The sequence below is a fragment of the Streptomyces sp. NPDC020422 genome (genome assembly GCF_044386705.1).
GTDB lineage: Bacteria > Actinomycetota > Actinomycetes > Streptomycetales > Streptomycetaceae > Streptomyces.
The window spans coordinates 115,876-138,168 of record NZ_JBIRVJ010000009.1 but is presented as its reverse complement, the minus strand read 5'-3'; the positions used below and the strand labels follow the sequence as shown (position 1 = coordinate 138,168).

Genomic DNA, 22,293 nt, shown 5'->3' with positions numbered 1-22,293 from the left:
GCCCGCGGGCCGGTCGTCCCCTCCGACGACCGGCCCGCGTCTTCGTGCCGGCCGCCGGGTCAGCCCACCGCCCGGGCCGCCGCGCGGCCGGCCGCGCGCCCGGAGAAGAGGCAGCCGCCGAGGAAGGTGCCTTCGAGGGAGCGGTAGCCGTGGACCCCTCCGCCGCCGAAGCCGGCCGCCTCGCCCGCCGCGTAGACACCGGGCAGCGGTTCGCCGGTCTCGGTGAGGACCCGGGAGGAGAGGTCGGTCTGCAGGCCGCCGAGGGACTTGCGGGTGAGGATGTTCAGGCGCACGGCGATCAGCGGGCCGGCCTTCGGGTCGAGGATGCGGTGCGGGGCGGCCGTACGGATCAGGCGGTCGCCCAGGTACCGGCGGGCGCCCCGGATGGCCGTGACCTGGAGGTCCTTGGTGAAGGGGTTGGCGATCTCGCGGTCGCGGGCGGTGATCTCGCGGCGCAGCTCCGCCTCGTCGATCAGGTCCTTGCCGGTGATCCGGTTCATGCCGCGGACCAGGGCGGCCAGGTCCCGCTCGACGACGAAGTCGGCGCCTCTGTCCATGAAGGCCTTCACGGGTCCCGGGACGTCGGTGCGGGCGCGGCCGATGACGTCGCGGACCGACCTGCCGGTGAGGTCGGGGTTCTGTTCGGAGCCGGAGAGGGCGAACTCCTTGCCGATGATCTTCTGGTCGAGCACGAACCAGGTGTGGTCGTGGCCGGTCCGCATGATGTGTTCGAGGGTGCCGAGGGTGTCGAAGCCGGGGAAGAGCGGCACGGGCAGCCGCTTGCCGGTCGCGTCGAGCCAGAGGGAGGACGGGCCGGGCAGGATGCGGATGCCGTGCCGGGCCCAGATCGGGTTCCAGTTCTCGATGCCCTCGGTGTAGTGCCACATCCGGTCGCGGTTGACGTGGTGGGCGCCGGCCTCCTCGGCGACACCGAGCATCAGTCCGTCGACATGGGCGGGGACGCCGGAGAGCAGCCTGGCGGGCGGGGTGCCGAGCCGCTCGGGCCACTGGGCGCGCACCAGGTCGTGGTTGCCGCCGATGCCGCCGGAGGTGACGATCACCGCCTGGGCGCGCAGGCTGAACTCGCCGGTGGTCTCGCGGCTGCTGGCGGTGCCGCGCGGGGCGGCGGAGGGGGCCAGGACCTCGCCGGTGACGGTGTCGACCGTGCCCCCGGTGCGGGCGAGGCCGGTCACCCGGTGGCGGAAGCGGAAGCGGACCAGGCCCCGGGCGACGCCCTCGCGGACCCGGGCCTCGAAGGGGGCGACGAGACCGGGCCCGGTCCCCCAGGTGATGTGGAAGCGGGGTACGGAGTTGCCGTGGCCGGTGGCGTCGTAGCCGCCGCGCTCGGCCCAGCCGACGACCGGGAAGAAGCGCACGCCGAGGCCGTGCAGCCAGGCGCGCTTCTCGCCGGAGGCGAAGTCGACGTACGCCTCGGCCCAGCGGCGCGGCCAGTGGTCCTCGGGGCGGTCGAAGCCGGCGGTGCCGAGCCAGTCCTGGAGGGCGAGGTCGTGGCTGTCGCGGATCCTCAGCCGGCGCTGCTCGGGCGAGTCGACGAGGAAGAGGCCGCCGAAGGACCAGTGGGCCTGGCCGCCGATCGACTGCTCGGGTTCCTGGTCGAGCAGGATGACGGACCGGCCCGCGTCGACCAGCTCGGCGGTGGCGACGAGACCGGCGAGACCGGCTCCGATGACGATGACGTCGGCGTCGTACGCCTCATGAGATGCCATGGACCGCATCTTGGATACATCGATGTATCGAGTCAACGGTTGCGGGCGATTTCCCGGAGATCCGAACCCGGGTCCGCCGCCCCTCCCGTTTTCTAATGTCGAGCATTAATATGGTCGTATGGCAAGGACGTCAGGGCCCGAGACCCGGGAGAAGCTGATCCGCGCGGCCGAGCAGGTCTTCGCGGACAAGGGCGTCGACGGGGCCCAGCTCCGGGACGTCGTGAGCCTCGCCGGGCAGGGCAACCCCTCCGCCGTGCAGTACCACTTCGGCTCCCGCGCCGGACTGCTCGACGCGGTCATGGCCGGCCGGCAGCTGCGCACCGAGCAGGTGCTCGCCCCGCTCCTCGACGCCGCCGCCGACGAGCCGCACGCGCTGGTCGCCGCACTGGTCACGGCCGAGGCGAGCGAGCTGCGCACCGACCGGGGCCGGCGCTGTCTGCGGATCTCCGCGCAGCTCAGCCACGAGAGCGGAGTGCGCACCCGCACCCCGCACCCCACGCTCGCGGGCACCGGTTACTGGCGCCTGATCGAGCGCCTGGAGGCCTGCCTGGCCGCCGCCGGGCTGCCCCTGCCGCTCCGGCTCGAGCGGCTCGACCTGGCGCTGACCGTCGTGGGCGCGGCGATGGCGGACCGGGCCCGGCAGTACCTGGACGGCACCGAACCGCTGACCGACGAGCCGCTCTTCCTGGCCGACCTCGTCGAGACCACCACCGCGCTGCTCCGGGCCGCACAGCCCCGGAGCGTCCGACACCCGATCTGACACCGCTCCGGCAACCCGACCCGGCACCGGACCGGCGGCAGAGACGATCCCGAAGGGACCCCCATGAACGACCTCACCGGAAAGACCGTGCTCATCACCGGCGGCGCCCGCGGCCTGGGCGCCGAGGCCGCCCGGCAGGCGGTGGCCGCCGGGGCCTCGGTGGTCATCACCGACGTCCTCGACGAGGAGGGCAAGGCCACCGCCGCCGAGCTCGGCGAGCGGGCCCGGTTCCTCCACCACGACGTGACCTCGGAGGAGGAGTGGGCCGCGGCGGTGGCCTACGCCGTCGAGGAGTTCGGCGGGCTGCACGGTCTGGTGAACAACGCGGGGATCTCGACCGGCGCCTTCCTGGAGAGCGAGTCGGTCGAGCACTTCCGCAAGGTACTCGACATCAACCTGACCGGTGTCTTCATCGGCATGAAGGCCGCCATCCCCGCGATGAAGGCGGCGGGCGGCGGCTCGATCGTCAACATCTCCTCCGCCGCCGGCCTGATGGGCCTCGCGCTGACCGCCGGCTACGGCGCCTCCAAGTGGGGCGTGCGCGGGCTGACGAAGATCGGCGCGGTGGAGCTCGGCACCGCGCGGATCCGCGTCAACTCGGTCCACCCGGGCATGACGTACACCCCGATGACGGCCTCCGTCGGCATCGAGAAGGGCGAGGGCAAGTACCCCAACACCCCGATGGGCCGGGTCGGCGAGGCGGACGAGATCGCGGGCGCGGTCGTCTTCCTGCTCTCGGACGCCGCCTCGTACGTCACCGGGGCGGAGCTGGCGGTGGACGGCGGCTGGACCACCGGTCCGACGGTGAAGTACGTCATGGGGCAGTGACGCGGGCGGCGGTGATTTCATGGGCGCATGAGCGCCGCTGAGGAAGTGATCGACGTCGTCGACGAGGACGACCGGGTCATCGGACAGGCTCCGCGCGGTGAGGTGTACGCGCGGGGCCTGATCCATCGCTGCACCTTCATCCGGGTGCGGGACGCGGAGGACAGGATCTTCGTGCACCGCAGGACCCCGACGAAGCTGGTGTACCCGTCCCTGTACGACATGTTCGTCGGCGGGGTGGTGGGCGCCGGCGAGTCCTACGACGACGCCGCCCTGCGGGAGGCCGAGGAGGAGCTGGGCGTCCGCGGGCTGCCCCGGCCCGAGCCGCTGTTCCGCTTCCTGTACGACTCCGGGGGCGTCGCCGGGAAGTGGTGGTCGGCGGTGTACGAGGTCCGCTGCGAGCTGCCGGTGCGGCCGCAGGCGGAGGAGGTGGCCTGGCACGCGTTCCTGCCGGAGGAGGAGCTTCAGGCGCGGCTCGGCGAGTGGCAGTGGGTGCCGGACGGGCTCGCGGCGTACGAGCGGCTGCGGGGGCGGTGAGGCCGGCGGCGGGGCGGGGCCCGGCGAGGCGGTGAGGCGAGGCGGTGAGACAAAGCGGGGCGACGAGGTGGGGCCGTCGGGCGGTGCGGGGCCGTGGGCATCGGGGCGGGGCCCGGCCGTCGGGCGGTGCGATCATCCGACGGATAGGGTTCCCGCGTGAGCGACTTCATACAGAGCCTGCGGTTGTGGTTCGCACCGCAGCGCCTCCGGGAGGAGGGCGAGACCCCCGACTACCGCTTCTCCCTGGCCAACGAGCGGACCTTCCTCGCCTGGATCCGGACCTCGCTCGCCCTGGTCGGCGGCGGATTCGCCGTGGACCAGTTCCTGCCCGACCTGCGCTGGGGCGTCCGGGTCGGCTTCGCGCTCACGCTGCTCGCGGCCGGTGTGCTGTGCGCGCTGCGCGCCGTGAACCACTGGGTCCGCTGCGAGCGGGCCATGCGGCGCGGCGAGGACCTGCCGGTCTCCCGCTTCCCGGCCGTGCTGAGCCTGGCGGTGGCGGTGGTCGCGGTCGCGATGGTGGTGGTCGTCGTCTTCGGCTGGGCCGGGCGGTGACCGGGGCGGGCGACGGGGGCGGGCCGGACCTCCGGGACCCGGGGCTCCAGCCCGAACGGACCCGTCTCGCCTGGCGGCGCACCACGCTGTCCTGCACGGTGGTGGCGGTGCTCGCCGGAAAGCAGGCGATCCAGGAGGGCGTGACGCCCGCCGGGGTGGTCGCCGCGGGGCTCTCCGCGCTGGTGTGGATCTTCTTCCTGGCCGTGGCGCACCGCCGGATCCAGACGCTCGGGGCGGCGCGCCCGCGGACGCTGTCGCCGCGGGGCGCGTGGCTGGCGGCGCTGTGCACGGTCGCGTTCGCCGCGTTCGCGGTGGCGATCGCGCTCTGACGAACGGACCGGGACGGTCGCTGCCGGGCGGTCGCGCCGGTCGCTGCCGGGCGGTCGCGCCCCCGGGTGCGCCACCTGGCCTGAAGAAACGGACATTCCGGACTAGCCTGAGGTGGTCAGCAGTCCCCTCGCAGAGGCGGAGTCATGACCGTTCTCCACCACGAGCACCCCACCCACGCGCATACGCACGGCCCCACCTGCGGGCACACCGCCGTCACCCACCGGGACCACGTCGACTACGCGCACGACGGGCATCTGCACCGGGAGCACGCCGGGCACTGGGACGAGTGCGAGTCCACCTCGCACGTCGCGCACACCCACCCCGACCACACGCACGGGCCCGACTGCGGACACCCCGCGGTGCCGCACGGCGACCACGTCGACTACGCCCACGACGGGCACCGGCACGCGGCGCACGGCAACCACTGGGACGACCACTGACGGGTGGCCCCGGCTTCCCCCGGACCTGGCGCAACTGGCACTCTTCCCCTGTCCAGTTGGGCTCTCATCCGGGGGATCACCTTTGTCTGCCACCGATCCGTACGTGGTCGCGCTCGCGCCGAACGTCCACGCCTTCGTCCAACCCGACGGGGGCTGGTGCCTCAACAACGCCGGATTCCTCGGCGACGGCGGGGAGACGCTGCTCGTCGACACCGCAGCGACCGAGCGGCGCGCGCTGCTGCTGCGGGACGCGGTGCGCGAGGCGGGGCTCGCGGCGCCGCGCACGATCGTCTCGACGCACCACCACGGCGACCACACGTACGGCAACGGGGTGTTCCAGCCGGAGGCGCGGATCATCGGCCACGAGAACTGCCGGGCCGAGCAGCTCGCCGCGGGGCACCAGCTCCATCTGCTGTGGCCGCAGACGGACTTCGGGCGTGTCGAGATCCTGCCGCCGCACCTCACGTACCGGGACTCGTTGACGCTGTACGTCGGGGAGGTCGAGGTCCGGGTGATCCACCCGGGCCCGGCCCACACGACCGGCGACTCGATCGTCCACCTCCCGGAGCAGGGCGTGGTGTTCACCGGCGACCTGGTCTTCCACGGCGGCACGCCCTTCCTGCCGATGGGCTCCCTCGCCGGTTCGCTGCGCGCGCTGGAACTGCTGCGGTCGCTCGACGCGCCGACGGTGGTGCCGGGGCACGGGCAGGTCACCGACCCCTCCGCGTACGACGCGACCGAGCGCTACCTCCTCTGGGTCCGGGAACTGGCCCGCGAGGGCCACGCGAAGGGGGCGAGCCCGCTGGAGACGGCCCGGTCGGCGGAGCTCGGGGAGTTCGCGGGGTGGCGGGAGAGCGAGCGGCTGGTGGCGAACGTGCATCGGGCGTACGCGGAGCTGGAGGGGGCGGCGGAGGGGGCGCCGCTGGATCCGCTGACGATCTTCACGGACATGGCGACGATGAACGGTGGCGTCCCGGTGGCGTGCCACGCGTAACCCCCGCGACCGACGGACCGCCACTCCGCCGAGGCGGCGCCCCCGCCCGTTGCGATCCGTCCCGCCGGGTGGCACCCCCTCCCGTCCCTGAGGCCGACCCCGTTGCGGGCGCCCGCGCACCGCGGGCAACCGCCCCGCCGGGGCGGCGCACCCGCCGCTCCCCGGCCTGCGGCCCGCCCCTGTGGGCATTCGTTCCGCTGGGGCGGTGCCCACCCTCCAGGTCGCGCCCGCACGCCGTTGTGGGCCTCGCGCCCCCCGTTGTGGGCATTCGTTCCGCTGGGGCGGAACGGGTGGGCACAACGGACGGCGCCCCTTGCCGGGCCTAGGCTTCCGCGCCTGAACCCGCACCACAGGTGCGGCACCGTGGGGGCGGGGGCTCAGGCACGAGGAGCGGAGGCGCCGCTAAGCGCGCCGTCCCGTGTGCCCACCCGTCCCGCCCTGCGGGACGATTGCCCACACTCCGCGGGGCGGGGGCGAGGCGGAGGCCCACGCGACGGGGGCGAGGGCGCGCGCTTCCCGGGCGGAGGCGGCCCGTGCGGGGGCGGGGGCGAGGCGGAGGCCCGCGGGGGGGGCGAGGGAGCGCGCGCTTCCCGGGCGGAGGCGGCCCGTGCGGGGGCGGGGGCGAGGCGGAGGCCCGCGGGGGGGGCGAGGGAGCGCGCGCTCCCCGCGCGGAGGCGGCCCGTGCGGGGTGGGGGCCCTGGTGGCGGCCCGGGTGGGGTGGGGCCTGGACGGCATACCGACTGGTCGGTCATCATGGCGGCGACGCCGATCACGGAGGTACGCCCCATGAGTTCCAGCCCGCCCCCCGGTCTCGACCCCGACCACCTGCGCCGGTTCCTCGACCGCGAGCGCCCCGGCCTCGTCGCCGGCCCGCTCGACGTCCGGCTGATCGAGGGCGGGCGCTCGAACCTCACGTACGTCGTGGGCGACGGCGACCGGCAGTGGGTCGTGCGGCGGCCCCCGCTCGGGCACGTCCTCGCCACCGCGCACGACATGAAGCGCGAGCACCGGGTCATCAGCGCCCTGCGCGGCACGGCCGTGCCCGTGCCGGAGGCGGTCGTGCTCTGCGAGGACGAGACGGTGCTCGGCGCGCCGTTCTACGTCATGGAGTTCGTGCCGGGGACCCCGTACCGCTCGGCGGCCCAGCTCGCCCCCCTCGGCCCGGCCCGCACCCGGGAGGCCGTGCTCGCCCTCGTCGACACCCTCGTGGACCTGCACGCCGTCGACCCCGCCGCCGTCGGTCTGGAGGACTTCGGGCGCCCCGAGGGCTTCCTCGACCGGCAGCTGCGCCGCTGGGGCAAGCAGCTCGCCGCCTCGCGCGGCCGCGACCTCCCCGGCATCGACGAGCTGCACGCGGCCCTCGGCCGCGCCCTGCCCACCTCCCCCGCCCCCACCGTGATCCACGGCGACTACCGGCTCGACAACGTCCTCATCGGCGACGACGACCGCATCAAGGCCGTCCTCGACTGGGAGATGTCCACCCTCGGCGACCCGCTCACCGACCTCGGGCTGCTCGTCATGTACAGCGCGCCCCTGGACCTGCCCGACTCCCCGGTCTCCACCACCGCGTCGGCCGCCGGCCACCCCACCCCCGCCGAGCTGATCGAGCGCTACGCCACCCGCTCCGGCCGGGACACCGGCGCGGTCTCCTGGTACACGGCCTTCGCCTGGTTCAAGCTCGCCGTGATCCTGGAGGGCATCCACTACCGCTACACCCTCGGCCAGACCCTCGGCGCCGGGTTCGACCGCATCGGCGAACTCGTCCCCGTCTTCATCGAGCACGGCCTCACGACCCTCCAGGAAGGCTGATCCGTCATGGACTTCGCGTACGACGCCCGCACCGAGGAACTGCGGGCCCGGCTCCTCGCCTTCATGGACGAGCACGTGTACCCGGCGGAGGCCGTCGCCCACGAGCAGCGGTCCCGGCTCGCCTCCCCCTGGGACACCCCGGCCGTCGTCGAGGAGCTGAAGGCCGAGGCCAGGCGCCAGGGCCTGTGGAACCTGTTCCTGCCGGACGAGGAGTACGGGGCGGGGCTCACCAACCTCCAGTACGCACCGCTCGCCGAGATCACCGGCCGCAGCCCCCACCTCGCCCCCACCGCGCTCAACTGCGCCGCCCCCGACACCGGGAACATGGAGGTGCTCGCGCAGTTCGGTGACGAGGCGCAGCGCAAGCAGTGGCTCGAACCGCTGCTCGCGGGCGAGATCCGCTCGGCCTTCGCCATGACCGAGCCCGAGGTGGCCTCCTCCGACGCGACCAACATCGAGACCCGGATCCGGCGGGACGGCGACTCGTACGTCGTCGACGGACGCAAGTGGTACATCTCCGGGGCGATGAACCCCGACTGCAGGATCTTCATCGTGATGGGGAAGACGGACCCGGACGGCGCCGACATCCGGCGCCAGCAGTCCATGATCCTGGTGCCGCGCGACACCCCGGGCGTCGAGGTGCGCCGCGCGATGCAGGTGTACGGCTACGAGGACCACTCCCACGGCGGCCACGCCGAGGTGGTCTTCGACGGCGCCCGGGTGCCGGCCGCGAACCTGATCGGCGAGGAGGGCGGCGGCTTCGCCATCGCCCAGGCCCGGCTCGGCCCCGGCCGCATCCACCACTGCATGCGGCTGATCGGCATGGCCGAGCGGGCCATCGAGCTGATGTGCCGCCGCGCGGTCTCCCGTACCGCCTTCGGCAAGGCCCTCGCCCAGCAGGGCGTCGTGCAGAACTGGATCGCGGACGCCCGGGTGACGGTCGAACAGCTGCGGCTGCTCGTCCTGAAGACGGCCTGGCTGATGGACACCGTCGGCAACCGGGGCGCCCACACCGAGATCCAGGCGATCAAGATCGCCACCCCGCGCGCGGTGGTCGACATCATCGACAGGGCGGTCCAGGTGCACGGCGCCGGCGGTGTCTCCCAGGACTACCCGCTGGCCGAACTGTGGGCCGCGGCGCGCACGCTGAAGCTGGCCGACGGGCCCGACGAGGTCCACCAGCGCTCGCTGGCCCGTCGTGAGCTGAAGCGGTACCTGTGAGGGCCGGGACCTAGGAGCGCAGGGCGTAGCCGCCTTCGACGACCGGCATGTCGGCGGCGGGCGCCATGCACGGCGTCAGGAGCGGCTGCCCCTTGGGCGGCGGAGCGGCAAGCCCCACCCGGGGCTTGCCGTTCGCGCTGTTCCCGGGCACGTAGAAGCTCAGGCCCATGCGGGTGTGCGGGTCGAAGGCCTCGTTCCAGGGGTGGCCCGGGCTGGTGCGGACGAGGCGGCCGGTGACGGTGGCGGTGGGGCCGCCGGTGGTGAGGCAGTCGACCTCGAAGTCGCCCCAGTAGTCCTTGCCGTCGATGACGTGGCTGAGCCGGAAGGTGCCGCCGGCGCCCGTCGGGAGGGAGCCGGGCCCGTAGGTGGCGTGCGCGTCGACGGTGACCCGGACCTGCTCCGTGCGGACCTCGTAGCCGAGTCGCGCCGCGCCCTTGAGGGAGACGGTCCTGGTGGCCTCCGGCGCGGCCGGCGGCGCCTCGGGCGCGGGTGCCGCGACGGCGACCGGGGCGGCGACCGCCGCGACGAGGACGAGGACGGCGGCGGCACGCAGGGCGTTCTTCGGCACGGCGGGGCTCCTATCGGGACGAGGGAGTGGGTGGTGACCGACACGTCGATCATCACGGACTCCCCCGCCCCGGGGCGTCCTCCGCGAGGCGGGACCGGCCTCCCCCGCACGGGCGAGGCGGGGTCCTACGGGCGGGTCCTACGGGCGGGTCCTACGGGCGGGTCCTACGGGCGCAGGGCCCGCAGCAGGAGGTCGGCGAGGTGGTCGGCGACCTGCTGGGGGGTGAGCGGGCCGTCCGGGCGGTACCAGGTGGAGAGGTGGTGGACCGAGCCGAAGTGGTAGTCGACGACCAGGTCCGCGGGGGTCGCCGAGGAGAACACCCCGGCCTGCTGGCCCTCCTCGATCAGGGCGCGGAACCGCTCGTGGTAGCGGCGCCGCTCGCCCCGCACCTGCTTGTTCTTCTCCGGGCTGAGGTGGTGCATGGAGCGGAAGAAGATCGCGGCGTCGTCGAGGTTCTCGATGGTGGTGACGACGACGTCGGCGGCGGCGTCCCGCAGCCGCCGCTCCACCGGGGCGTCGGCGCCGGCGAAGGCGTCGAGGCGCTCCTGCTGGAGGCGGAGCACCCGGGAGTAGACCTCCTGGAGCAGGTCCTCCTTGGAGCCGAAGTAGTGGTAGAGGGCGCCCTTGGTGACGCCCGCCGCCTCCACGATCTCCTGGACGGAGGTCCGGTCGTACCCCTGCTCGGCGAAGAGCCGGGTGGCGGCGGCGAGGAGCCTCTGGGGTACGGGGACCCCGTTGCCGTCCGTCGTCCTGGCCATGCTCCGCCTTCTTTCGTTTCTTTCGTCCATGCCGGTGCTCAGGAGCGGGAACGCAGGTCCCGCCTGAGGATCTTCCCACTTGTCGTCTTGGGGAGCTCCTCCAGGATCTCGACCTCGCGCGGGTACTTGTACGCGGCGAGCCGCTGCTCACAGTAGGCGGACAGCTCGGCGGGCTCCGCATCGGCACCCGGCCGCAGGCTCACGTACGCCTTGACCGTCTCGCCGCGGTAGGCGTCGGGGACGCCGACGACGGCGGCCTCGCGGACGGCCGGGTGCGTGTAGAGCACGTCCTCGACCTCGCGCGGCCAGACCTTGAACCCGGACGCGTTGATCATGTCCTTCTTGCGGTCGACGACGTAGAGCCAGCCGTCCTCGTCCATGAAGCCGATGTCGCCGGTGCGCAGTTCGCCGTCGGGGAAGGTGGCGGCGGTGGCCTCGGGCAGCCGCCAGTAGCCGGGGACGACCTGGGGCCCGCGGACGGCGATCTCGCCCTGCTCGCCGAAGGGGACCTCGGCGCCGGTCTCGTCGAGGATGCGGACGACGGTGTCGGGGCCGGGGACGCCGACGGACAGGGTGCCGGAGGCCGGGTCGACGGGCGCCTCGGACTGCGGGGGCACGGAGGCGCAGGGGGCGGTGCACTCGGTGAGGCCGTAGCCGTTGCGCAGGTACGGGCCGAAGCCGGCGCGGAACTTCTCGACCAGCGCGGGCGGCACGGGCGCGCCGCCCGAGGACATGACGAGGAAGGAGGAGAAGTGGTCCGGGGTGGCGGCCGGGTGGGCGGCGAGCGCCATGTAGGCGGTGGAGGGGCCGACGGTGTAGGCGGGCCGGTGCTCCAGGAAGGCGTCGAGGACCACGCCGGCGTCGAAGCGGTAGGCGAGGGCGAGGGTGCCGCCGTTGGCGAAGCAGGCGCCGAGTTCGCAGACGAGTCCGGTGATGTGGAAGAGCGGGGCGAGCGCGAAGTAGACGGCGCCCTCGGGGACGGGGTGGCCGGTGCGCTGCCGCTCGGCGTTGTGGACGACGCCCCGGTGCAGGTTGAGGGCGCCCTTGGGGGTGCCGCTGGTGCCGGAGGTGTAGCTGATCAGCGCGATGTCGTCGGTCGTGGGCTCGCGGCCCTCGGGGGCGGGGTGCCCCGCTCGGGCGACGGCCAGCAGGTCGTCCGTGTCGGTGGGGACCTGCTCGAAGTTCAGCACGCGCGGGTCGTCGCGGGTCTGGAGCTCGCGCTCGTAGGCGGTGAGGGCGATCCGGACGCCGGCCTCGGCGGCGGTGTCGCGGAGGTAGCCGTCCCAGGCGCGGTCGGAGCAGATCAGGGCCGTGGCGCCGGAGTCGCGCAGGGCGTGGCCGACCTCGCCCGACTTGTACATGGGGTTGAGCGGGACGACGGTGGCGCCCGCCTTCCAGGCGCCGAGCAGGGCGAGGACGAAGTGCGGGCTGTTCTGGAGCATGACGGCGACCCGGTCGCCGCGCCCGACGCCCCGGGCGGCCAGGTGTCCGGCGACGGAGTCGGAGAGCTCGTCGGCCTCCCGGTAGGGGATCCGGCCGTCGAAGTAGACGAGGGCCGGGTGGTCCGGGGTGCGGGCGGCGGCGGCACGGAAGGCGTGCAGGACGGTGGGGGGCGGGTCGATGGGGGCCCGCTGGGCCGCGTTGAGCTGCCCGAGCCAGGGCCTGGCGGCGTAGATCGAGTCCGTCCCGCCGGGGGCGGTCCGCTGCTGCGGGTTCATGCGCCCGCCCCTTCCCACTTCTGCTGGATGTGGTTCATGGTGCCCAGCCACCGCTCGGGGTCGGTGGCCCGGGTCCGGTAGTAGTCGGCGACCTCGGGGTGGGGCAGGACGAGGAAGCGGTCGCTCGCGATGGCGTCGAGGAGGGCGTCGGCGACGTCCTCGGGCTCGATCGCGGTGGGGGCGAGCACGAGTTCGCCGGCCGTTCCGGAGGCGGTGAGCATGTCGGTGCGCACGCCCTGCGGGCAGATGGCGTGGACCTTGAGGCCGCGGTGGCGGTAGGTGAGGGAGAGCCATTCGGCGAAGGCGTACGCGCCGTGCTTGGAGACGCTGTACGGGGCGGCGCCGATCATCGTGAGCAGTCCGGCGGCGGAGACGGTGGAGACGAAGCGGCCCCTGCCGCGCTCCAGCCAGTCGGGCAGCAGGGCGCGGGCCGCGCGGACGTGGGCCATGACGTTCACGTCCCAGGCGGCGGCCCAGACCTCCTCGTCGGCGAAGGCGTCGCCGGGCGAGGCGAGTCCGGCGTTGGCGCACCACACGTCGACGGTGCCGCCGAGTGCGGCGCGGGCCTCCTCGACGACGGCGGAGGCGTCGCCGGGCACGGCGAGGGCGCCGATCTCGTCGGCGACGGCCTTGGTGCGGCCGGGGTCGAGGTCGTTGACGACGACCCGGGCCCCCTCGGCGGCGAACCTGCGGGCGAGCGCGGCGCCGATGCCGCCGCCCGCTCCCGTGACGACCACTGCGGCGCCCTGAAGTCCTTGCACCGTACTCATCGGCGGCCCACCTCTCCGTTGCGGATACGCGGGCAGACTAACCGGTCGGTATGGAGCCGGGGAAGAGCCCGGAACGACTCCGGCGGTACGCCTCGTTCCGCGCGGGCCGGTCGGGCGCTAGCGTGCGTGCCCATGTCAGGGAAGGCGATCAAGGAGGTATCCGAATGAGCCTGTCCAGACGTGGCCTGCTGGCCGCGGGCGGTGCGCTCGGCGCCGCGGCGGCGACCGGCACGGGAGCGGCGGCGGCCCGCGCCGCGGAGCGGGGCGCCGCCCCGGAGGGAGCCGGCGCGGAGGGCCCCGCCGGAGGGCGCGCCCGGGACCGCCGGGTCCTCACCGGCTTCGAGCGGCTCGCCGCCGACGGCTACGCGCGCCTCGCCGGTCAGCGGGTCGGCGTGGTCACCAACCCGACCGGCATCACCGCCGAGGCCCGGCACATCGTGGACGTGATGCACGCCGACGAGCGCGTCGACCTCGTCGCCGTCTTCGGCCCCGAGCACGGCTTCCGCGGCACGGCCCAGGCCGGCGGCTCGGAGGGGCGCTACGACGACCCGGCGACCGGACTGCCCGTCTACGACACGTATCTGAAGAGCGGGCAGCCGCTCGCCGACGTGTTCACGGCCTCGGGCGTCGACACGGTGGTCTTCGACATCCAGGACGTGGGCGCCCGCTTCTACACGTACATCTGGACGCTCTACGACTGCATGGCGGCGGCCGCGCTCGCCGGGAAGCGCTTCGTGGTGCTCGACCGGCCGAACCCGGTGACCGGACGGGCCGCGCTCGGTCCCGTGCTCGACCGGGCGTACGCGACCTTCGTCGGGCGCGAGCCGATCGCCCAGGCGCACGGGATGACGGTGGCCGAGCTGGCCCGGCTCTTCAACGGGGAGTTCCTGGCTCGGCCGGTGGAGCTGGAGACGGTCGCCGCCACCGGCTGGCGGCGGGCGGAGTTCTTCGACGCCACGGGCCTGCCGTGGGTGCCGCCGAGCCCCAACATGCCCACGCCCGACACCGCGCTCATCTACTCCGGGACCTGCCTCTTCGAGGGCACCAACCTCTCCGAGGGGCGCGGCACCACCCGCCCGTTCGAGCTGCTCGGCGCGGAGGGCGTCGACGGACGGTGGGCGGAGGCGGCGAACGCGCTGGAGCTGCCCGGGGTGCGCTTCCGCGAGGCGTACTTCGCGCCGACCTTCTCCAAGTTCCAGGGCAAGACGGTGGGCGGCCTCCAGCTGATGGTCCACGACCGTGCGGCCTTCGACCCCGTGCGCACCGGGATCGCGCTGCTCGTCACCGCGCGGCGGAGCTGGAGCGGCTTCGCGTGGCGCGCGGACAACTGGATCGACAAGCTGACCGGGTCGAGCCGGGTCCGCACCCTGATCGACGCGGGCGCGACGGCGGACGAGGTGGTGGCGGCCTGGGAGAGGGACCTGGCGGCGTTCCGGAAGCTGCGGCAGGAGTACCTGATCTACCGCTGACGGTGCGGGACAAGGGGGCTGGCCCCCGGGCGGTTACGGAGGCGGGCGGGATGTCCGCCTCCGTATCCGCCGGACAGGCTGGATCCATGAACGCCCTCGCACGACGACGACGTCCCCTGACCGCCCTGCTCGCCGCCGCCCTGTGCGTCGGCCTCCTGGCCCCCACGGCCACCGCCCGCGAGGCGCCCGGCCCCGACCCGGCACGCGAACTGGCCCTCACGGCGCGGCCGTTGACCGACACCCCGAGCCTGGAGCGGATCGTCGGTGCGGCGAAGGTGGTCGGGATCGGCGAGGCCACGCACAGTTCCGGCGAGTTCTTCCGCGCCAAGCACCGGATCTTCGAACAGCTCGTGGAGCGCCAGGGTTTCACCACCTTCGCCCTGGAGGCCAACTGGAGCACCGGCCTGCTCGTCGACGACTACGTGCGCTTCGGGAAGGGCGACATCCAAAAGATCATGCGGGAGGAGTTCCAGAACGCGTACGGCTTCTGGAACACCGAGGAGTACCTGGACCTGTTCACCTGGATGCGGCGGCACAACCAGCGCCATCCGGGGCACCCGGTGCGCTTCATGGGCAACGACCTGGGCTACGCGGGCCCGAACCTCTTCGACGAGGTCACCGGCTATGTGACCCGGACGCGGCCGGAGCTGCTCCCCCGATTCCGCGAGCTCTACCGGGCCTCCCGGCCGACCGGGACCGTGGACGCGTGGATGAACGCCTATCTGACCAGGCCGCTGGCCGAGCGCAGGGCCATGGCCGCCGACACCGCACGCGCCCTCGCGCTCCTGGAGCGGCAGCGGCCGTCGGGGCGGGACCGCGCGGCCCGCGAGGCGCACGCGTGGGCCGTGCAGCACGCCCGGGCCATCGCCCAGGTCGGCACGGAGTACGCGTACGACCTGACCGGCCAGTCGGGCAGGGACGAGACCGCCCAGGCGATGCTCTACCGCGACCGGATCATGGCCGAGAACACCGTCTGGTGGCAGCGCCGCACCGGCGACCGGATGGTGCTGTCCGCGCACGACGGGCACATCGGCTACGAGACCCAGCGGCCCGAGCAGTACCCGCGGCTCCAGGGCGCCTTCCTGCGCGACGCGCTCGGCCGGGACTACGTGAGCATCGGCGCCACCTTCGGGCGGGGCTCGTTCAACGCCCACGACGTCACGCTGCCGGGTGAGCCGGTCCGGGTGTTCACCGTCGGGCCGCTGGGCGCCGACAGCAACGAGCACGTCCTCGACCGGGTCGCGGCCGCCCCCTTCCTGCTCGACCTGCGGACCGCGACCCCGGCCGCCCGGGCCTGGCTGGGGGTCTCCCGGCCGACGCGGTCGATCGGCACGGCCTACCCCTGGGACGGTGACGTGGCGGACCTGCGGCTCAACCGCTCGTACGACGCCCTCGTGCACTTCCCGCGCATCTCGGCTGCCAGGCTGCGGAGTTGACGACTGCCCGTCCCGCCGCGGGGGAAGAATGCCGGTGCCGACGGCACACCTCGACGCGGAGGGACGGGGCCATGACGGAGATGAGTGTCGAGCCGTACCGCGAGATCGTCTTCGACAAGGACGGTGACGGCCCCGCCGGCCAGGCGGACCGGCTCGCCCGGTCGGCCCGCGGGTGCACCGACCTGGTGGTCTTCGCCCACGGCTGGAACAACTCCCCCTCCGTGGCGACCCGTTTCTACTCGGCGTTCTTCGCCCCCTTCCCCGGCCTCGCCGGGGAAGGCGTGCGGCTCGGGTACGCGGGGGTGGTCTGGCCCTCGATGATGTTCTCCGACGAGCCGGTCCCCGACTTCGCCACGCTCGCGGCCACCGTGCCCGGAAAAGCGGCGGTGGTGGCGCGGCTCGCGGAGCTGGTGGGCGAGGAGCCGGCGGACGAGGCGGCGTTCGCCGAGTTCGGGGCGCTGCTGCGGGAGCTGACGGACACCGCGGACACCGCGGACACCGGCGGTCAGGGGCTGCGCGGCGCCGACCCGGAGGTGCCGGACTTCCTCCTCGCCGAGCCGCTCGCGATGTGCGCGCGGTTCGCGGCGGCGGGGGACGCGGAGGCCACTGCGGAGGCCACTGGGGAAGCGGGCGGCGCGGGCGCCCCCGACGCGGACGGCGCCGAGGGCGCGGCGGAGCGCGGCGAGGGGCGGCCGGCCGAGGAGCGGCTTCTCGGTGGCGACCGGGTGAAGCGGCTGTGGAAGGGCGCCAGGGAGGCGCTGCGCCAGGCCACGTACTACACGATGAAGCGCCGCGCGGGTGTGGTCGGCGCCCGGGGCCTCGGCCCGCTGCTCGGGGAGCTCGCCAGGACGGCGCCGGGTCTGCGCGTGCACCTGGCCGGTCACAGCTTCGGCGCCCGGCTCGTCTGCCACGCGGTGCTCGGGCTGCCCGAGGGCACCCGCACGGTGAAGTCGGTGACCCTCCTGCAGGGTGCCTTCTCCCACTACGCCTTCGCCACCCGGCTGCCCCACGCCCCCGGCCGCGGCGGATCGCTGCCGGACCTCCAGCGGCGCGTCGACGGCCCCCTGGTGGCCTGCCACTCCCGCCACGACACGGCGCTGCGGGTCTACTACCCGCTGGCGTCCCGCCTGTCGCGCGACGACGACGCGATCCTCGGGCAGGACGACCGCCGGTGGTGGGCGGTCGGCTACGACGGGATTCAGGCCGTTCCCGGAACCGCCGTCCGGGACCTCCGGGCGGTGCTCCGGGAGGGGCTGCCGGCGTCGGGGTGCGTGAGCGTGGACACGGCCGAGGTGGTGTCGGAACACAGCGACGTCTGCCGTCCGGAGCTGGCGCGGGTGGTGGCCAGGGCGGGGCGCTTCGGGCGCTGAGCGGGGGTCGGCGGGGCCTCCGGCACGGGGTCGGCGGGGGGCGGGTTCCGGCCGTCGGGCCGCCGCTGGCGGACGCCGTCGCACATTCGATGGAACACGAAGCGGCTCTCGTTCGTCCCTCTCATATCGCCGAAGTGCTAGCGACGGAGGTGGCAGACATGGCCGGGTTCCGGAGTCTCGCGAGACAAGTCCGTGATCCGGGGAGCGACACGGCCTTGCGACGGTATTCGCTGCGCAAGTGCCTGGAGAGGTTCGCTCCCTACGGTCACCGGGCGACCTGGGACCATCTGTGCCGGAGCCATGGCTTCGGACCGGAGGACCGGGAGGCCGATCCGGGGCGGCTGGTGGCCGCGCTGGAGGAGCTGGAGCAGGCGCGGGCCGTGTGGCTCGCGTACGAGGAGGAGTTCGCCGAGCGCAGGCGGCGCGAGAAACACGACGGGCTGCGCCGGCCGAGCGCCCTGGACGAGTGGCACCGGCGGATCTGGGGCGGCAACGGCCTGGCCCGCTGTGACGACCCCGCCCGCCATCCGCGGGAGCCGCTGCCCGAGGTGGTGGGCCGGCTGGTGGCCGCGCTGAAGCGGGAGCCGGGCGAGCACTGCCCGGTCTGCGCGGGGCCGCGCATCGAGTGGCGGGCGGAGCTGCGGGACGAGCCGTGGTTCGGGCCGGTCTGCGAGGACTGCGGGGTGCTGATACCGCGCGCCGTCCTCACGCCCTGTGCGCTCGCCCGGACCCGCGGCGAGGCGCTGCCGCGACTCGCTTCGGTGGCCTGATGCTCCAGGTCTGTCTCAACGGGGGCCGCGGCCCCGGGGATGCGGCGGCCGTGCCGACGTCCCCGGACGCCATGGCCGAGGCGGCGGCGGCCGCGGTCGCCGCGGGCGCCGACGAGGTGCACGTCCATCCCAAGACGCCCTGCGGGAGCGACACCCTCTCGCCGCGGGTGCTCGCCGACACGCTGGCCGCGATCCGCGCCGCCGTGTCCGTGCCGGTGGGCGTGACGACCGGGGTCCGCTCGGAGGCCGACCCGGTGCGCCGGCTGGCCCGGGTCCGCGCGTGGACGGTGCTGCCTGACCGCGCCTGCGTCAACTGGCACGAGCCGGGGGCCGAGGCCCTCGCCGCTGCCCTGCTCGACCGGGGCGTGGCCGTCGAGGCCTGTGTGCGTTCCGGCACGGACGGTCCGGCCCGCTTCCTGCGCTCCTCGACGGCCCCGCGCGTGCTGCGCGTCGTGGCCGAGGTGGCGGACCCCTCGCCCGCCACGGCCGGGGCGACGGCCCGGGCGCTGCTGGCGGCCCTGTCGCGCTCCCCGCACGCCCGCCCGGTGCTGCTGCACGGCGTGGACGCCGCTGCCTGGCCGGTGCTCCGCCTGGCCCGTGACCTGGGGCTGGCGACCCGTATCGGCCTGGAGGACACCCTGCTCCTGCCGGACGGCAGCCCGGCGGGCTCCAACGCCCGACTGGTGGCGGCGGCGATGTCGGCGCCGGCCCCGGCCTAGCCGGGCGGGAGTCGAGGCGTCGTCGAACAGGCGGGGCCGACGACGAAAAGAACGACGCTACCAGCCGGTAAACCGGTCGCCCAGGGGAATTCGGTCCGGGCACAGTGTGCGGCGATGACCACACCTCAGGAACGCCCCGAGAGACCGGAGTTCTGACATGTCGACGCTGCGCGTCACCGCCGAGACCCTGACCGTGCACGACCACCCGAACGCCGACGCGCTGGAACTGGCGCAGGTCGGCCTCTACCGGGCGGTCGTGGCCAAGGGCAGTTACCGGACCGGTGACGTGGCGCTCTACATTCCGGAGCAGGCGGTGCTGCCGGGGCCGCTCGTCGACGAGCTGGGGCTCACCGGGCGGCTGGCCGGCAAGGCGAGCGACCGGGTGAAGGCGGTGCGGCTGCGCGGGGAGCTGTCGCAGGGGATCGTGTGCCGGCCCGCGGCGCTCGACGGGGTCGACCTGGTCCGCGCGGCGGCCGAGGGCACGGACTTCGCCGAGCTGCTCGGGATCGTCAAGTGGGCGCCGCCGGTGCCGCCGACGATGAGCGGGGACGTGGAGTCCGCGCCGGACCTGCTGCCGTGGGTCGAGATCGAGAACCTCCACCGCTTCCCGGAGGTCTTCGCGCCGGGCGAGCCGGTCGTCCTGACCGAGAAGCTGCACGGCACGGCCTGCCTGGTGACCTATCTGGCCGGCGAGGACCGGGTCCTCGTCTCCTCCAAGGGCTTCGGCGCGAAGGGCCTCGCCCTGAAGGAGGACCCGCGCAACCTGTACTGGCGCGCCGTCCTCGGCCACGGCCTGCCCGCCGTCGCGGCCCGGCTCGCCGAGCGGCTCGGGGCGCGCCGGGTGGGCCTGTTCGGCGAGGTGTACGGGGCGGGGGTGCAGGACCTGGCGTACGGGGCGAACGCCCGCGTCGAGGACGGCCTCGGGTTCGCGCTGTTCGACCTGTCGGCCGAGATCGACGGGCAGGTCCGCTGGCTGGACCCGGCCGAGGTCCTGGAGCCGGGCGAGCTGCCCCTCGTACCGCGGCTGTACTCCGGCCCGTACGACCTGGACACGGTCCTCGCGCTGGCGAGCGGCCGGGAGACGGTCTCGGGGCGGGAGCTGCACCTGCGCGAGGGGGTCGTGATCCGTCCGGCGGTGGAGCGGCACAGTCCGGTGGTCGGCGGGCGGGCCATCGCGAAGGCGGTCAGCCCGGCCTATCTGACCCGCAAGGGCGGCACCGAGTACGAGTGATCCGCCCGTCCCGAGCCGGGCAGGGGTCCGCCCACGGGGGTGGCGGGTCCCTGCCCGTTCCTTTTGCGGGCCTGGCTGTTGAGGGCTGTGTTTCAGGGATGTGGTTCAGGGATGTGGTTCAGAGATGTGGTGAAGCGCTGTGGGCCACGGCTGTGGGCCACAGCTGTGGGTCACAGCCGTGGTTCACGGCTTCGGTTCACGGCTTTGCTTCAAGCCGGGGGCGCGGGCCTGCCGGTCGGGCCTGCCGTTCGGGCCTGTCACGCGGTTCTTCCATGTGGGTCTGCTGTCCAGGCCTCCTTGCGCTCCGGCATCAGGCGCGAGCCGGTCAGCCGCTCGCCGAACACGTCGTCGGGGTTGGACAGCACGCACTTCTCCAGCGAGAGGCAGCCGCAGCCGATGCAGTCGCTCAGGTGGTCCCGCAGCCGGCCGAGCTGCTTGATCCGCTCGTCCAGTTCGATCCGCCAGGTCGCCGAGAGCCGGGCCCAGTCCTCGTGGGTGGGCGTGCGCTCTTCCGGCAGCTCGGCGAGCGCGTCGCGGACGGTGGCGAGCGGGATGCCGACCCGCTGGGCGGCACGGATGAACGCCACCCGGCGCAGCGTGTCACGGCCGTAGCGGCGCTGGTTGCCGCTGGTGCGGCGGCTGCTGATCAGGCCCTTGGACTCGTAGAAGTGCAGGGCCGAGACGGCCGCGCCGCTGCGCGCGGACAGCTGTCCGACGGTGAGTTCATGGATCTTCTCGGGAATCTGCGGCACCCGGTCGAGCCTACGCGAGGGTCCGACGCGAGGGCCCGCCCGCTCCGTTGACAGGAGCCTGCCCGCCCCCACATGCTGAGCAAGCGCTTAGACAGCATGGGACATCATCAGGGACGAGAGGGAGCGGACACATGGCCGAGCCGAGGATCTTCACCTCCGCCGAGGAGCTGCGCGCCGGGGTCGGCGAGCAGCTGGGCCACAGCGACTGGCTGGAGATCGACCAGAAGCGGATCGACCAGTTCGCCGACGCGACGGGCGACCACCAGTGGATCCACGTCGACCCGGAGCGGGCCGCCGCGGGACCGTTCGGCCGGACGATCGCTCACGGCTATCTGACCCTGTCGCTGCTGCCGACGCTGGTGCCGCAGATCATGCGCGTCGAGGGCATGAAGATGGGCATCAACTACGGCACCAACAAGGTCCGTTTCCCCTCCCCCGTGCCGGTGGGCTCGCGGCTGCGCGCCACCGCCGTGCTCACGGAGGTGACGGAGGCCGGCGGCGGGGTGCAGGTGACGGCGACGGTGACCGTGGAGCGCGAGGGCGGCGACAAGCCGGTGTGCGTCGCCGAGTCGGTCTCCCGCTACTACTTCTGAACGCCCACCATGCGCAGCACGAGGTCGGCGTAGAGCGCGCCGACCTCGTCGGACGTGTGGCGGCCCTGGGTGTTGAACCAGCGCGAGACGTCGATGCACAGGGAGAGCACCGCGACGGTGGTGCCGGCCACGTCGGAGACGTCGAACTCCCCCGCCGCCACGCCCTCGTTGATGATCCCGCGCACCGTGGCCTCCGACTCGCGGCGCAGCGCCACGATCTCGGTGCGGTGCTCGGGGCCGAGGGCGTCGAGCTCGTACTGCACGACCCGGGCGGTGGTGTGCCGCTCGGCGTGCCAGCGGACGAAGGACCGCACGGCGTCGGCGAGCCGCTCCGCGGCCGTGCCCCCGCCGTCGGCGGCCCCCTGGAGGATCTCCAGGGCCTTGTCGTGACCGATCCGGCTGATCCGGTGGAGCAGCTCTTCCTTGGTCTTGTAGTGGATGTAGAGCGCGGCCGGGCTCATGCCGGCCCGGCCCGCGATGTCACGGGTGGTGGTGGCGTGGTAGCCGCGCTCGGCGAACGCCTCGACGGCAGCGACCAGCAGCCGCCGGGCCGCTTCGGGCGTGACCTCGCCCCACGGCATGTCCTCGCCGCCGGGCGTCTCCTCCGCCACGCTCATCGCACTCTCCTCTTCGGGCCTTCGGGACGAACACCATACAACGAGGGTGAGCAAGCGCTTAGAGCGTGACGGCTCAGGATTCCTGGCGGTCGCGGACGACCTTGGCCAGCGTGAAGGCGGACGTCGTGAGGTAGAGGACCGCGACGGCGAGGAAGGCGCGGACCCAGGCGCTGGCGTCGAGCCGGTAGATCCCGACCGTCACGGCCACCAGCGCGATGCCGAAGGAGATGATCGCCTGCACGTAGTAGGCGGAGGTGTTCTGCTGCTGCTTGACCGGGGAGTCGCTCATGCCCGACAGCATCGGGCGGATGTGGCCGGGGCCACATC

Annotated in this window: 23 protein-coding genes and 1 pseudogene; 16 read left to right on the top strand and 8 right to left on the bottom strand. The window is 73.9% G+C overall.

Annotated features, from left to right (window positions below):
• Positions 1–59: 59 nt before the first annotated feature.
• A complete protein-coding gene (locus ACH414_RS24745) occupies positions 60–1,727 on the bottom strand; it encodes an FAD-binding dehydrogenase (RefSeq protein WP_398943375.1) in 1,668 nt (555 codons plus the stop codon).
• 118 nt (positions 1,728–1,845) lie between these two features.
• On the opposite strand from ACH414_RS24745, the gene ACH414_RS24740 reads away from it, so the two are divergent.
• The 9 genes from ACH414_RS24740 to ACH414_RS24700 all read left to right on the top strand — a co-directional run bounded on the left by ACH414_RS24740 (position 1,846) and on the right by ACH414_RS24700 (position 9,195).
• The gene (locus ACH414_RS24740; RefSeq protein ID WP_398943373.1) at positions 1,846–2,487 is read left to right on the top strand and encodes a TetR/AcrR family transcriptional regulator; all 642 of its coding nucleotides are present in this window, start codon (positions 1,846–1,848) and stop codon (positions 2,485–2,487) included.
• 63 nt (positions 2,488–2,550) lie between these two features.
• Entirely contained in the window at positions 2,551–3,315 is a 765-nt protein-coding gene (locus ACH414_RS24735; RefSeq protein ID WP_386566491.1) for a glucose 1-dehydrogenase, read from the top strand.
• 27 nt (positions 3,316–3,342) lie between these two features.
• The gene (locus ACH414_RS24730) at positions 3,343–3,849 is read left to right on the top strand and encodes an NUDIX hydrolase (protein WP_382546290.1); all 507 of its coding nucleotides are present in this window, start codon (positions 3,343–3,345) and stop codon (positions 3,847–3,849) included.
• A gap of 156 nt (positions 3,850–4,005) precedes the next feature.
• The gene (locus ACH414_RS24725) at positions 4,006–4,401 is read left to right on the top strand and encodes a YidH family protein (protein ID WP_382546292.1); all 396 of its coding nucleotides are present in this window, start codon (positions 4,006–4,008) and stop codon (positions 4,399–4,401) included.
• Positions 4,398–4,730, top strand: coding sequence for a DUF202 domain-containing protein (locus ACH414_RS24720; RefSeq protein ID WP_382546295.1), 333 nt, complete (start codon positions 4,398–4,400; stop codon positions 4,728–4,730). Before ACH414_RS24725 ends, ACH414_RS24720 begins: the two co-directional genes overlap by 4 nt.
• Before the next feature lie 144 nt (positions 4,731–4,874).
• Positions 4,875–5,171: a hypothetical protein gene (locus ACH414_RS24715; RefSeq protein WP_382546297.1), complete on the top strand. Its 297-nt coding sequence runs from the start codon at positions 4,875–4,877 to the stop codon at positions 5,169–5,171.
• An 82-nt stretch (positions 5,172–5,253) separates the two neighbouring features.
• Positions 5,254–6,165: an MBL fold metallo-hydrolase gene (locus ACH414_RS24710; RefSeq protein WP_382546300.1), complete on the top strand. Its 912-nt coding sequence runs from the start codon at positions 5,254–5,256 to the stop codon at positions 6,163–6,165.
• A gap of 786 nt (positions 6,166–6,951) precedes the next feature.
• Positions 6,952–7,974: a phosphotransferase family protein gene (locus ACH414_RS24705; RefSeq protein ID WP_382546303.1), complete on the top strand. Its 1,023-nt coding sequence runs from the start codon at positions 6,952–6,954 to the stop codon at positions 7,972–7,974.
• Between the two features lie 6 nt (positions 7,975–7,980).
• Positions 7,981–9,195 carry an acyl-CoA dehydrogenase family protein gene (locus tag ACH414_RS24700; RefSeq protein WP_386566497.1) on the top strand — a complete coding sequence of 405 codons (1,215 nt, stop codon included), beginning with the start codon at positions 7,981–7,983 and terminating at the stop codon, positions 9,193–9,195.
• Between the two features lie 10 nt (positions 9,196–9,205).
• Here the strand turns inward: ACH414_RS24700 and ACH414_RS24695 are convergent, their stop codons facing one another.
• The 4 genes from ACH414_RS24695 to ACH414_RS24680 form a co-directional block, all read right to left on the bottom strand.
• Positions 9,206–9,763 carry a hypothetical protein gene (locus ACH414_RS24695; RefSeq protein ID WP_382546309.1) on the bottom strand — a complete coding sequence of 186 codons (558 nt, stop codon included), beginning with the start codon at positions 9,761–9,763 and terminating at the stop codon, positions 9,206–9,208.
• Positions 9,764–9,927: 164 nt separating this feature from the next.
• Positions 9,928–10,521: a TetR/AcrR family transcriptional regulator gene (locus tag ACH414_RS24690; protein WP_382546312.1), complete on the bottom strand. Its 594-nt coding sequence runs from the start codon at positions 10,519–10,521 to the stop codon at positions 9,928–9,930.
• A 38-nt stretch (positions 10,522–10,559) separates the two neighbouring features.
• A complete protein-coding gene (locus tag ACH414_RS24685) occupies positions 10,560–12,239 on the bottom strand; it encodes a class I adenylate-forming enzyme family protein (protein WP_398943368.1) in 1,680 nt (559 codons plus the stop codon).
• Positions 12,236–13,009 carry an SDR family oxidoreductase gene (locus ACH414_RS24680; protein ID WP_382546318.1) on the bottom strand — a complete coding sequence of 258 codons (774 nt, stop codon included), beginning with the start codon at positions 13,007–13,009 and terminating at the stop codon, positions 12,236–12,238. The genes ACH414_RS24685 and ACH414_RS24680 overlap by 4 nt, the downstream gene beginning before the upstream one ends.
• A 164-nt stretch (positions 13,010–13,173) precedes the next feature.
• Between ACH414_RS24680 and ACH414_RS24675 the strand changes: the two genes are divergently transcribed.
• The 6 genes from ACH414_RS24675 (at position 13,174) to ACH414_RS24650 (ending at position 20,004) form a co-directional block, all read left to right on the top strand.
• The gene (locus ACH414_RS24675) at positions 13,174–14,478 is read left to right on the top strand and encodes an exo-beta-N-acetylmuramidase NamZ domain-containing protein (RefSeq protein WP_398943366.1); all 1,305 of its coding nucleotides are present in this window, start codon (positions 13,174–13,176) and stop codon (positions 14,476–14,478) included.
• An 86-nt stretch (positions 14,479–14,564) separates the two neighbouring features.
• Positions 14,565–15,914 (top strand): erythromycin esterase family protein, encoded by a 1,350-nt coding sequence (locus tag ACH414_RS24670; protein ID WP_382546324.1) that lies wholly within the window; start codon positions 14,565–14,567, stop codon positions 15,912–15,914.
• Between the two features lie 71 nt (positions 15,915–15,985).
• A complete protein-coding gene (locus tag ACH414_RS24665) occupies positions 15,986–17,284 on the top strand; it encodes a serine-threonine protein kinase (RefSeq protein ID WP_398943363.1) in 1,299 nt (432 codons plus the stop codon).
• A 158-nt stretch (positions 17,285–17,442) separates the two neighbouring features.
• A complete protein-coding gene (locus tag ACH414_RS24660; protein WP_382546330.1) occupies positions 17,443–18,054 on the top strand; it encodes a hypothetical protein in 612 nt (203 codons plus the stop codon).
• Positions 18,054–18,773, top strand: a complete 720-nt coding sequence (locus ACH414_RS24655) for a 3-keto-5-aminohexanoate cleavage protein (RefSeq protein WP_386566511.1) — start codon at positions 18,054–18,056, stop codon at positions 18,771–18,773. The genes ACH414_RS24660 and ACH414_RS24655 overlap by 1 nt, the downstream gene beginning before the upstream one ends.
• A 157-nt stretch (positions 18,774–18,930) precedes the next feature.
• Positions 18,931–20,004 carry an RNA ligase (ATP) gene (locus ACH414_RS24650; RefSeq protein ID WP_391770317.1) on the top strand — a complete coding sequence of 358 codons (1,074 nt, stop codon included), beginning with the start codon at positions 18,931–18,933 and terminating at the stop codon, positions 20,002–20,004.
• Between the two features lie 257 nt (positions 20,005–20,261).
• On the opposite strand, the gene soxR is transcribed toward ACH414_RS24650, so the two are convergent.
• Complete coding sequence (soxR, locus tag ACH414_RS24645; protein WP_398943360.1) at positions 20,262–20,756, bottom strand: redox-sensitive transcriptional activator SoxR; 495 nt, start codon at positions 20,754–20,756, stop codon at positions 20,262–20,264.
• A gap of 131 nt (positions 20,757–20,887) precedes the next feature.
• Between soxR and ACH414_RS24640 the strand changes: the two genes are divergently transcribed.
• The gene (locus tag ACH414_RS24640) at positions 20,888–21,349 is read left to right on the top strand and encodes a MaoC family dehydratase (RefSeq protein ID WP_398943358.1); all 462 of its coding nucleotides are present in this window, start codon (positions 20,888–20,890) and stop codon (positions 21,347–21,349) included.
• Here the strand turns inward: ACH414_RS24640 and ACH414_RS24635 are convergent.
• Positions 21,340–21,966 (bottom strand): TetR/AcrR family transcriptional regulator, encoded by a 627-nt coding sequence (locus ACH414_RS24635; protein ID WP_382546343.1) that lies wholly within the window; start codon positions 21,964–21,966, stop codon positions 21,340–21,342. The two genes, ACH414_RS24640 and ACH414_RS24635, sit on opposite strands and share 10 nt — an antisense overlap.
• A 76-nt stretch (positions 21,967–22,042) precedes the next feature.
• Positions 22,043–22,255, bottom strand: a pseudogene (locus ACH414_RS24630) (YiaA/YiaB family inner membrane protein); the annotation flags it as partial.
• Between the last annotated feature and the right edge of the window lie 38 nt (positions 22,256–22,293).

Excerpts from the sequence above, each read along its gene's own strand:
- ACH414_RS24745 (WP_398943375.1), bottom strand. The coding sequence starts at position 1,727 with ATGGCATCTCATGAGGCGTACGACGCCGACGTCATCGTCATCGGAGCC.
- ACH414_RS24740 (WP_398943373.1), top strand. The coding sequence starts at position 1,846 with ATGGCAAGGACGTCAGGGCCCGAGACCCGGGAGAAGCTGATCCGCGCG.
- ACH414_RS24735 (WP_386566491.1), top strand. The coding sequence starts at position 2,551 with ATGAACGACCTCACCGGAAAGACCGTGCTCATCACCGGCGGCGCCCGC.
- ACH414_RS24730 (WP_382546290.1), top strand. The coding sequence starts at position 3,343 with ATGAGCGCCGCTGAGGAAGTGATCGACGTCGTCGACGAGGACGACCGG.
- ACH414_RS24715 (WP_382546297.1), top strand. The coding sequence starts at position 4,875 with ATGACCGTTCTCCACCACGAGCACCCCACCCACGCGCATACGCACGGC.
- ACH414_RS24705 (WP_382546303.1), top strand. The coding sequence starts at position 6,952 with ATGAGTTCCAGCCCGCCCCCCGGTCTCGACCCCGACCACCTGCGCCGG.
- ACH414_RS24700 (WP_386566497.1), top strand. The coding sequence starts at position 7,981 with ATGGACTTCGCGTACGACGCCCGCACCGAGGAACTGCGGGCCCGGCTC.
- ACH414_RS24690 (WP_382546312.1), bottom strand. The coding sequence starts at position 10,521 with ATGGCCAGGACGACGGACGGCAACGGGGTCCCCGTACCCCAGAGGCTC.
- ACH414_RS24685 (WP_398943368.1), bottom strand. The coding sequence starts at position 12,239 with ATGAACCCGCAGCAGCGGACCGCCCCCGGCGGGACGGACTCGATCTAC.
- ACH414_RS24680 (WP_382546318.1), bottom strand. The coding sequence starts at position 13,009 with ATGAGTACGGTGCAAGGACTTCAGGGCGCCGCAGTGGTCGTCACGGGA.
- ACH414_RS24675 (WP_398943366.1), top strand. The coding sequence starts at position 13,174 with ATGAGCCTGTCCAGACGTGGCCTGCTGGCCGCGGGCGGTGCGCTCGGC.
- ACH414_RS24670 (WP_382546324.1), top strand. The coding sequence starts at position 14,565 with ATGAACGCCCTCGCACGACGACGACGTCCCCTGACCGCCCTGCTCGCC.
- ACH414_RS24665 (WP_398943363.1), top strand. The coding sequence starts at position 15,986 with ATGACGGAGATGAGTGTCGAGCCGTACCGCGAGATCGTCTTCGACAAG.
- ACH414_RS24660 (WP_382546330.1), top strand. The coding sequence starts at position 17,443 with ATGGCCGGGTTCCGGAGTCTCGCGAGACAAGTCCGTGATCCGGGGAGC.
- ACH414_RS24655 (WP_386566511.1), top strand. The coding sequence starts at position 18,054 with ATGCTCCAGGTCTGTCTCAACGGGGGCCGCGGCCCCGGGGATGCGGCG.
- ACH414_RS24650 (WP_391770317.1), top strand. The coding sequence starts at position 18,931 with ATGTCGACGCTGCGCGTCACCGCCGAGACCCTGACCGTGCACGACCAC.
- ACH414_RS24640 (WP_398943358.1), top strand. The coding sequence starts at position 20,888 with ATGGCCGAGCCGAGGATCTTCACCTCCGCCGAGGAGCTGCGCGCCGGG.
- ACH414_RS24635 (WP_382546343.1), bottom strand. The coding sequence starts at position 21,966 with ATGAGCGTGGCGGAGGAGACGCCCGGCGGCGAGGACATGCCGTGGGGC.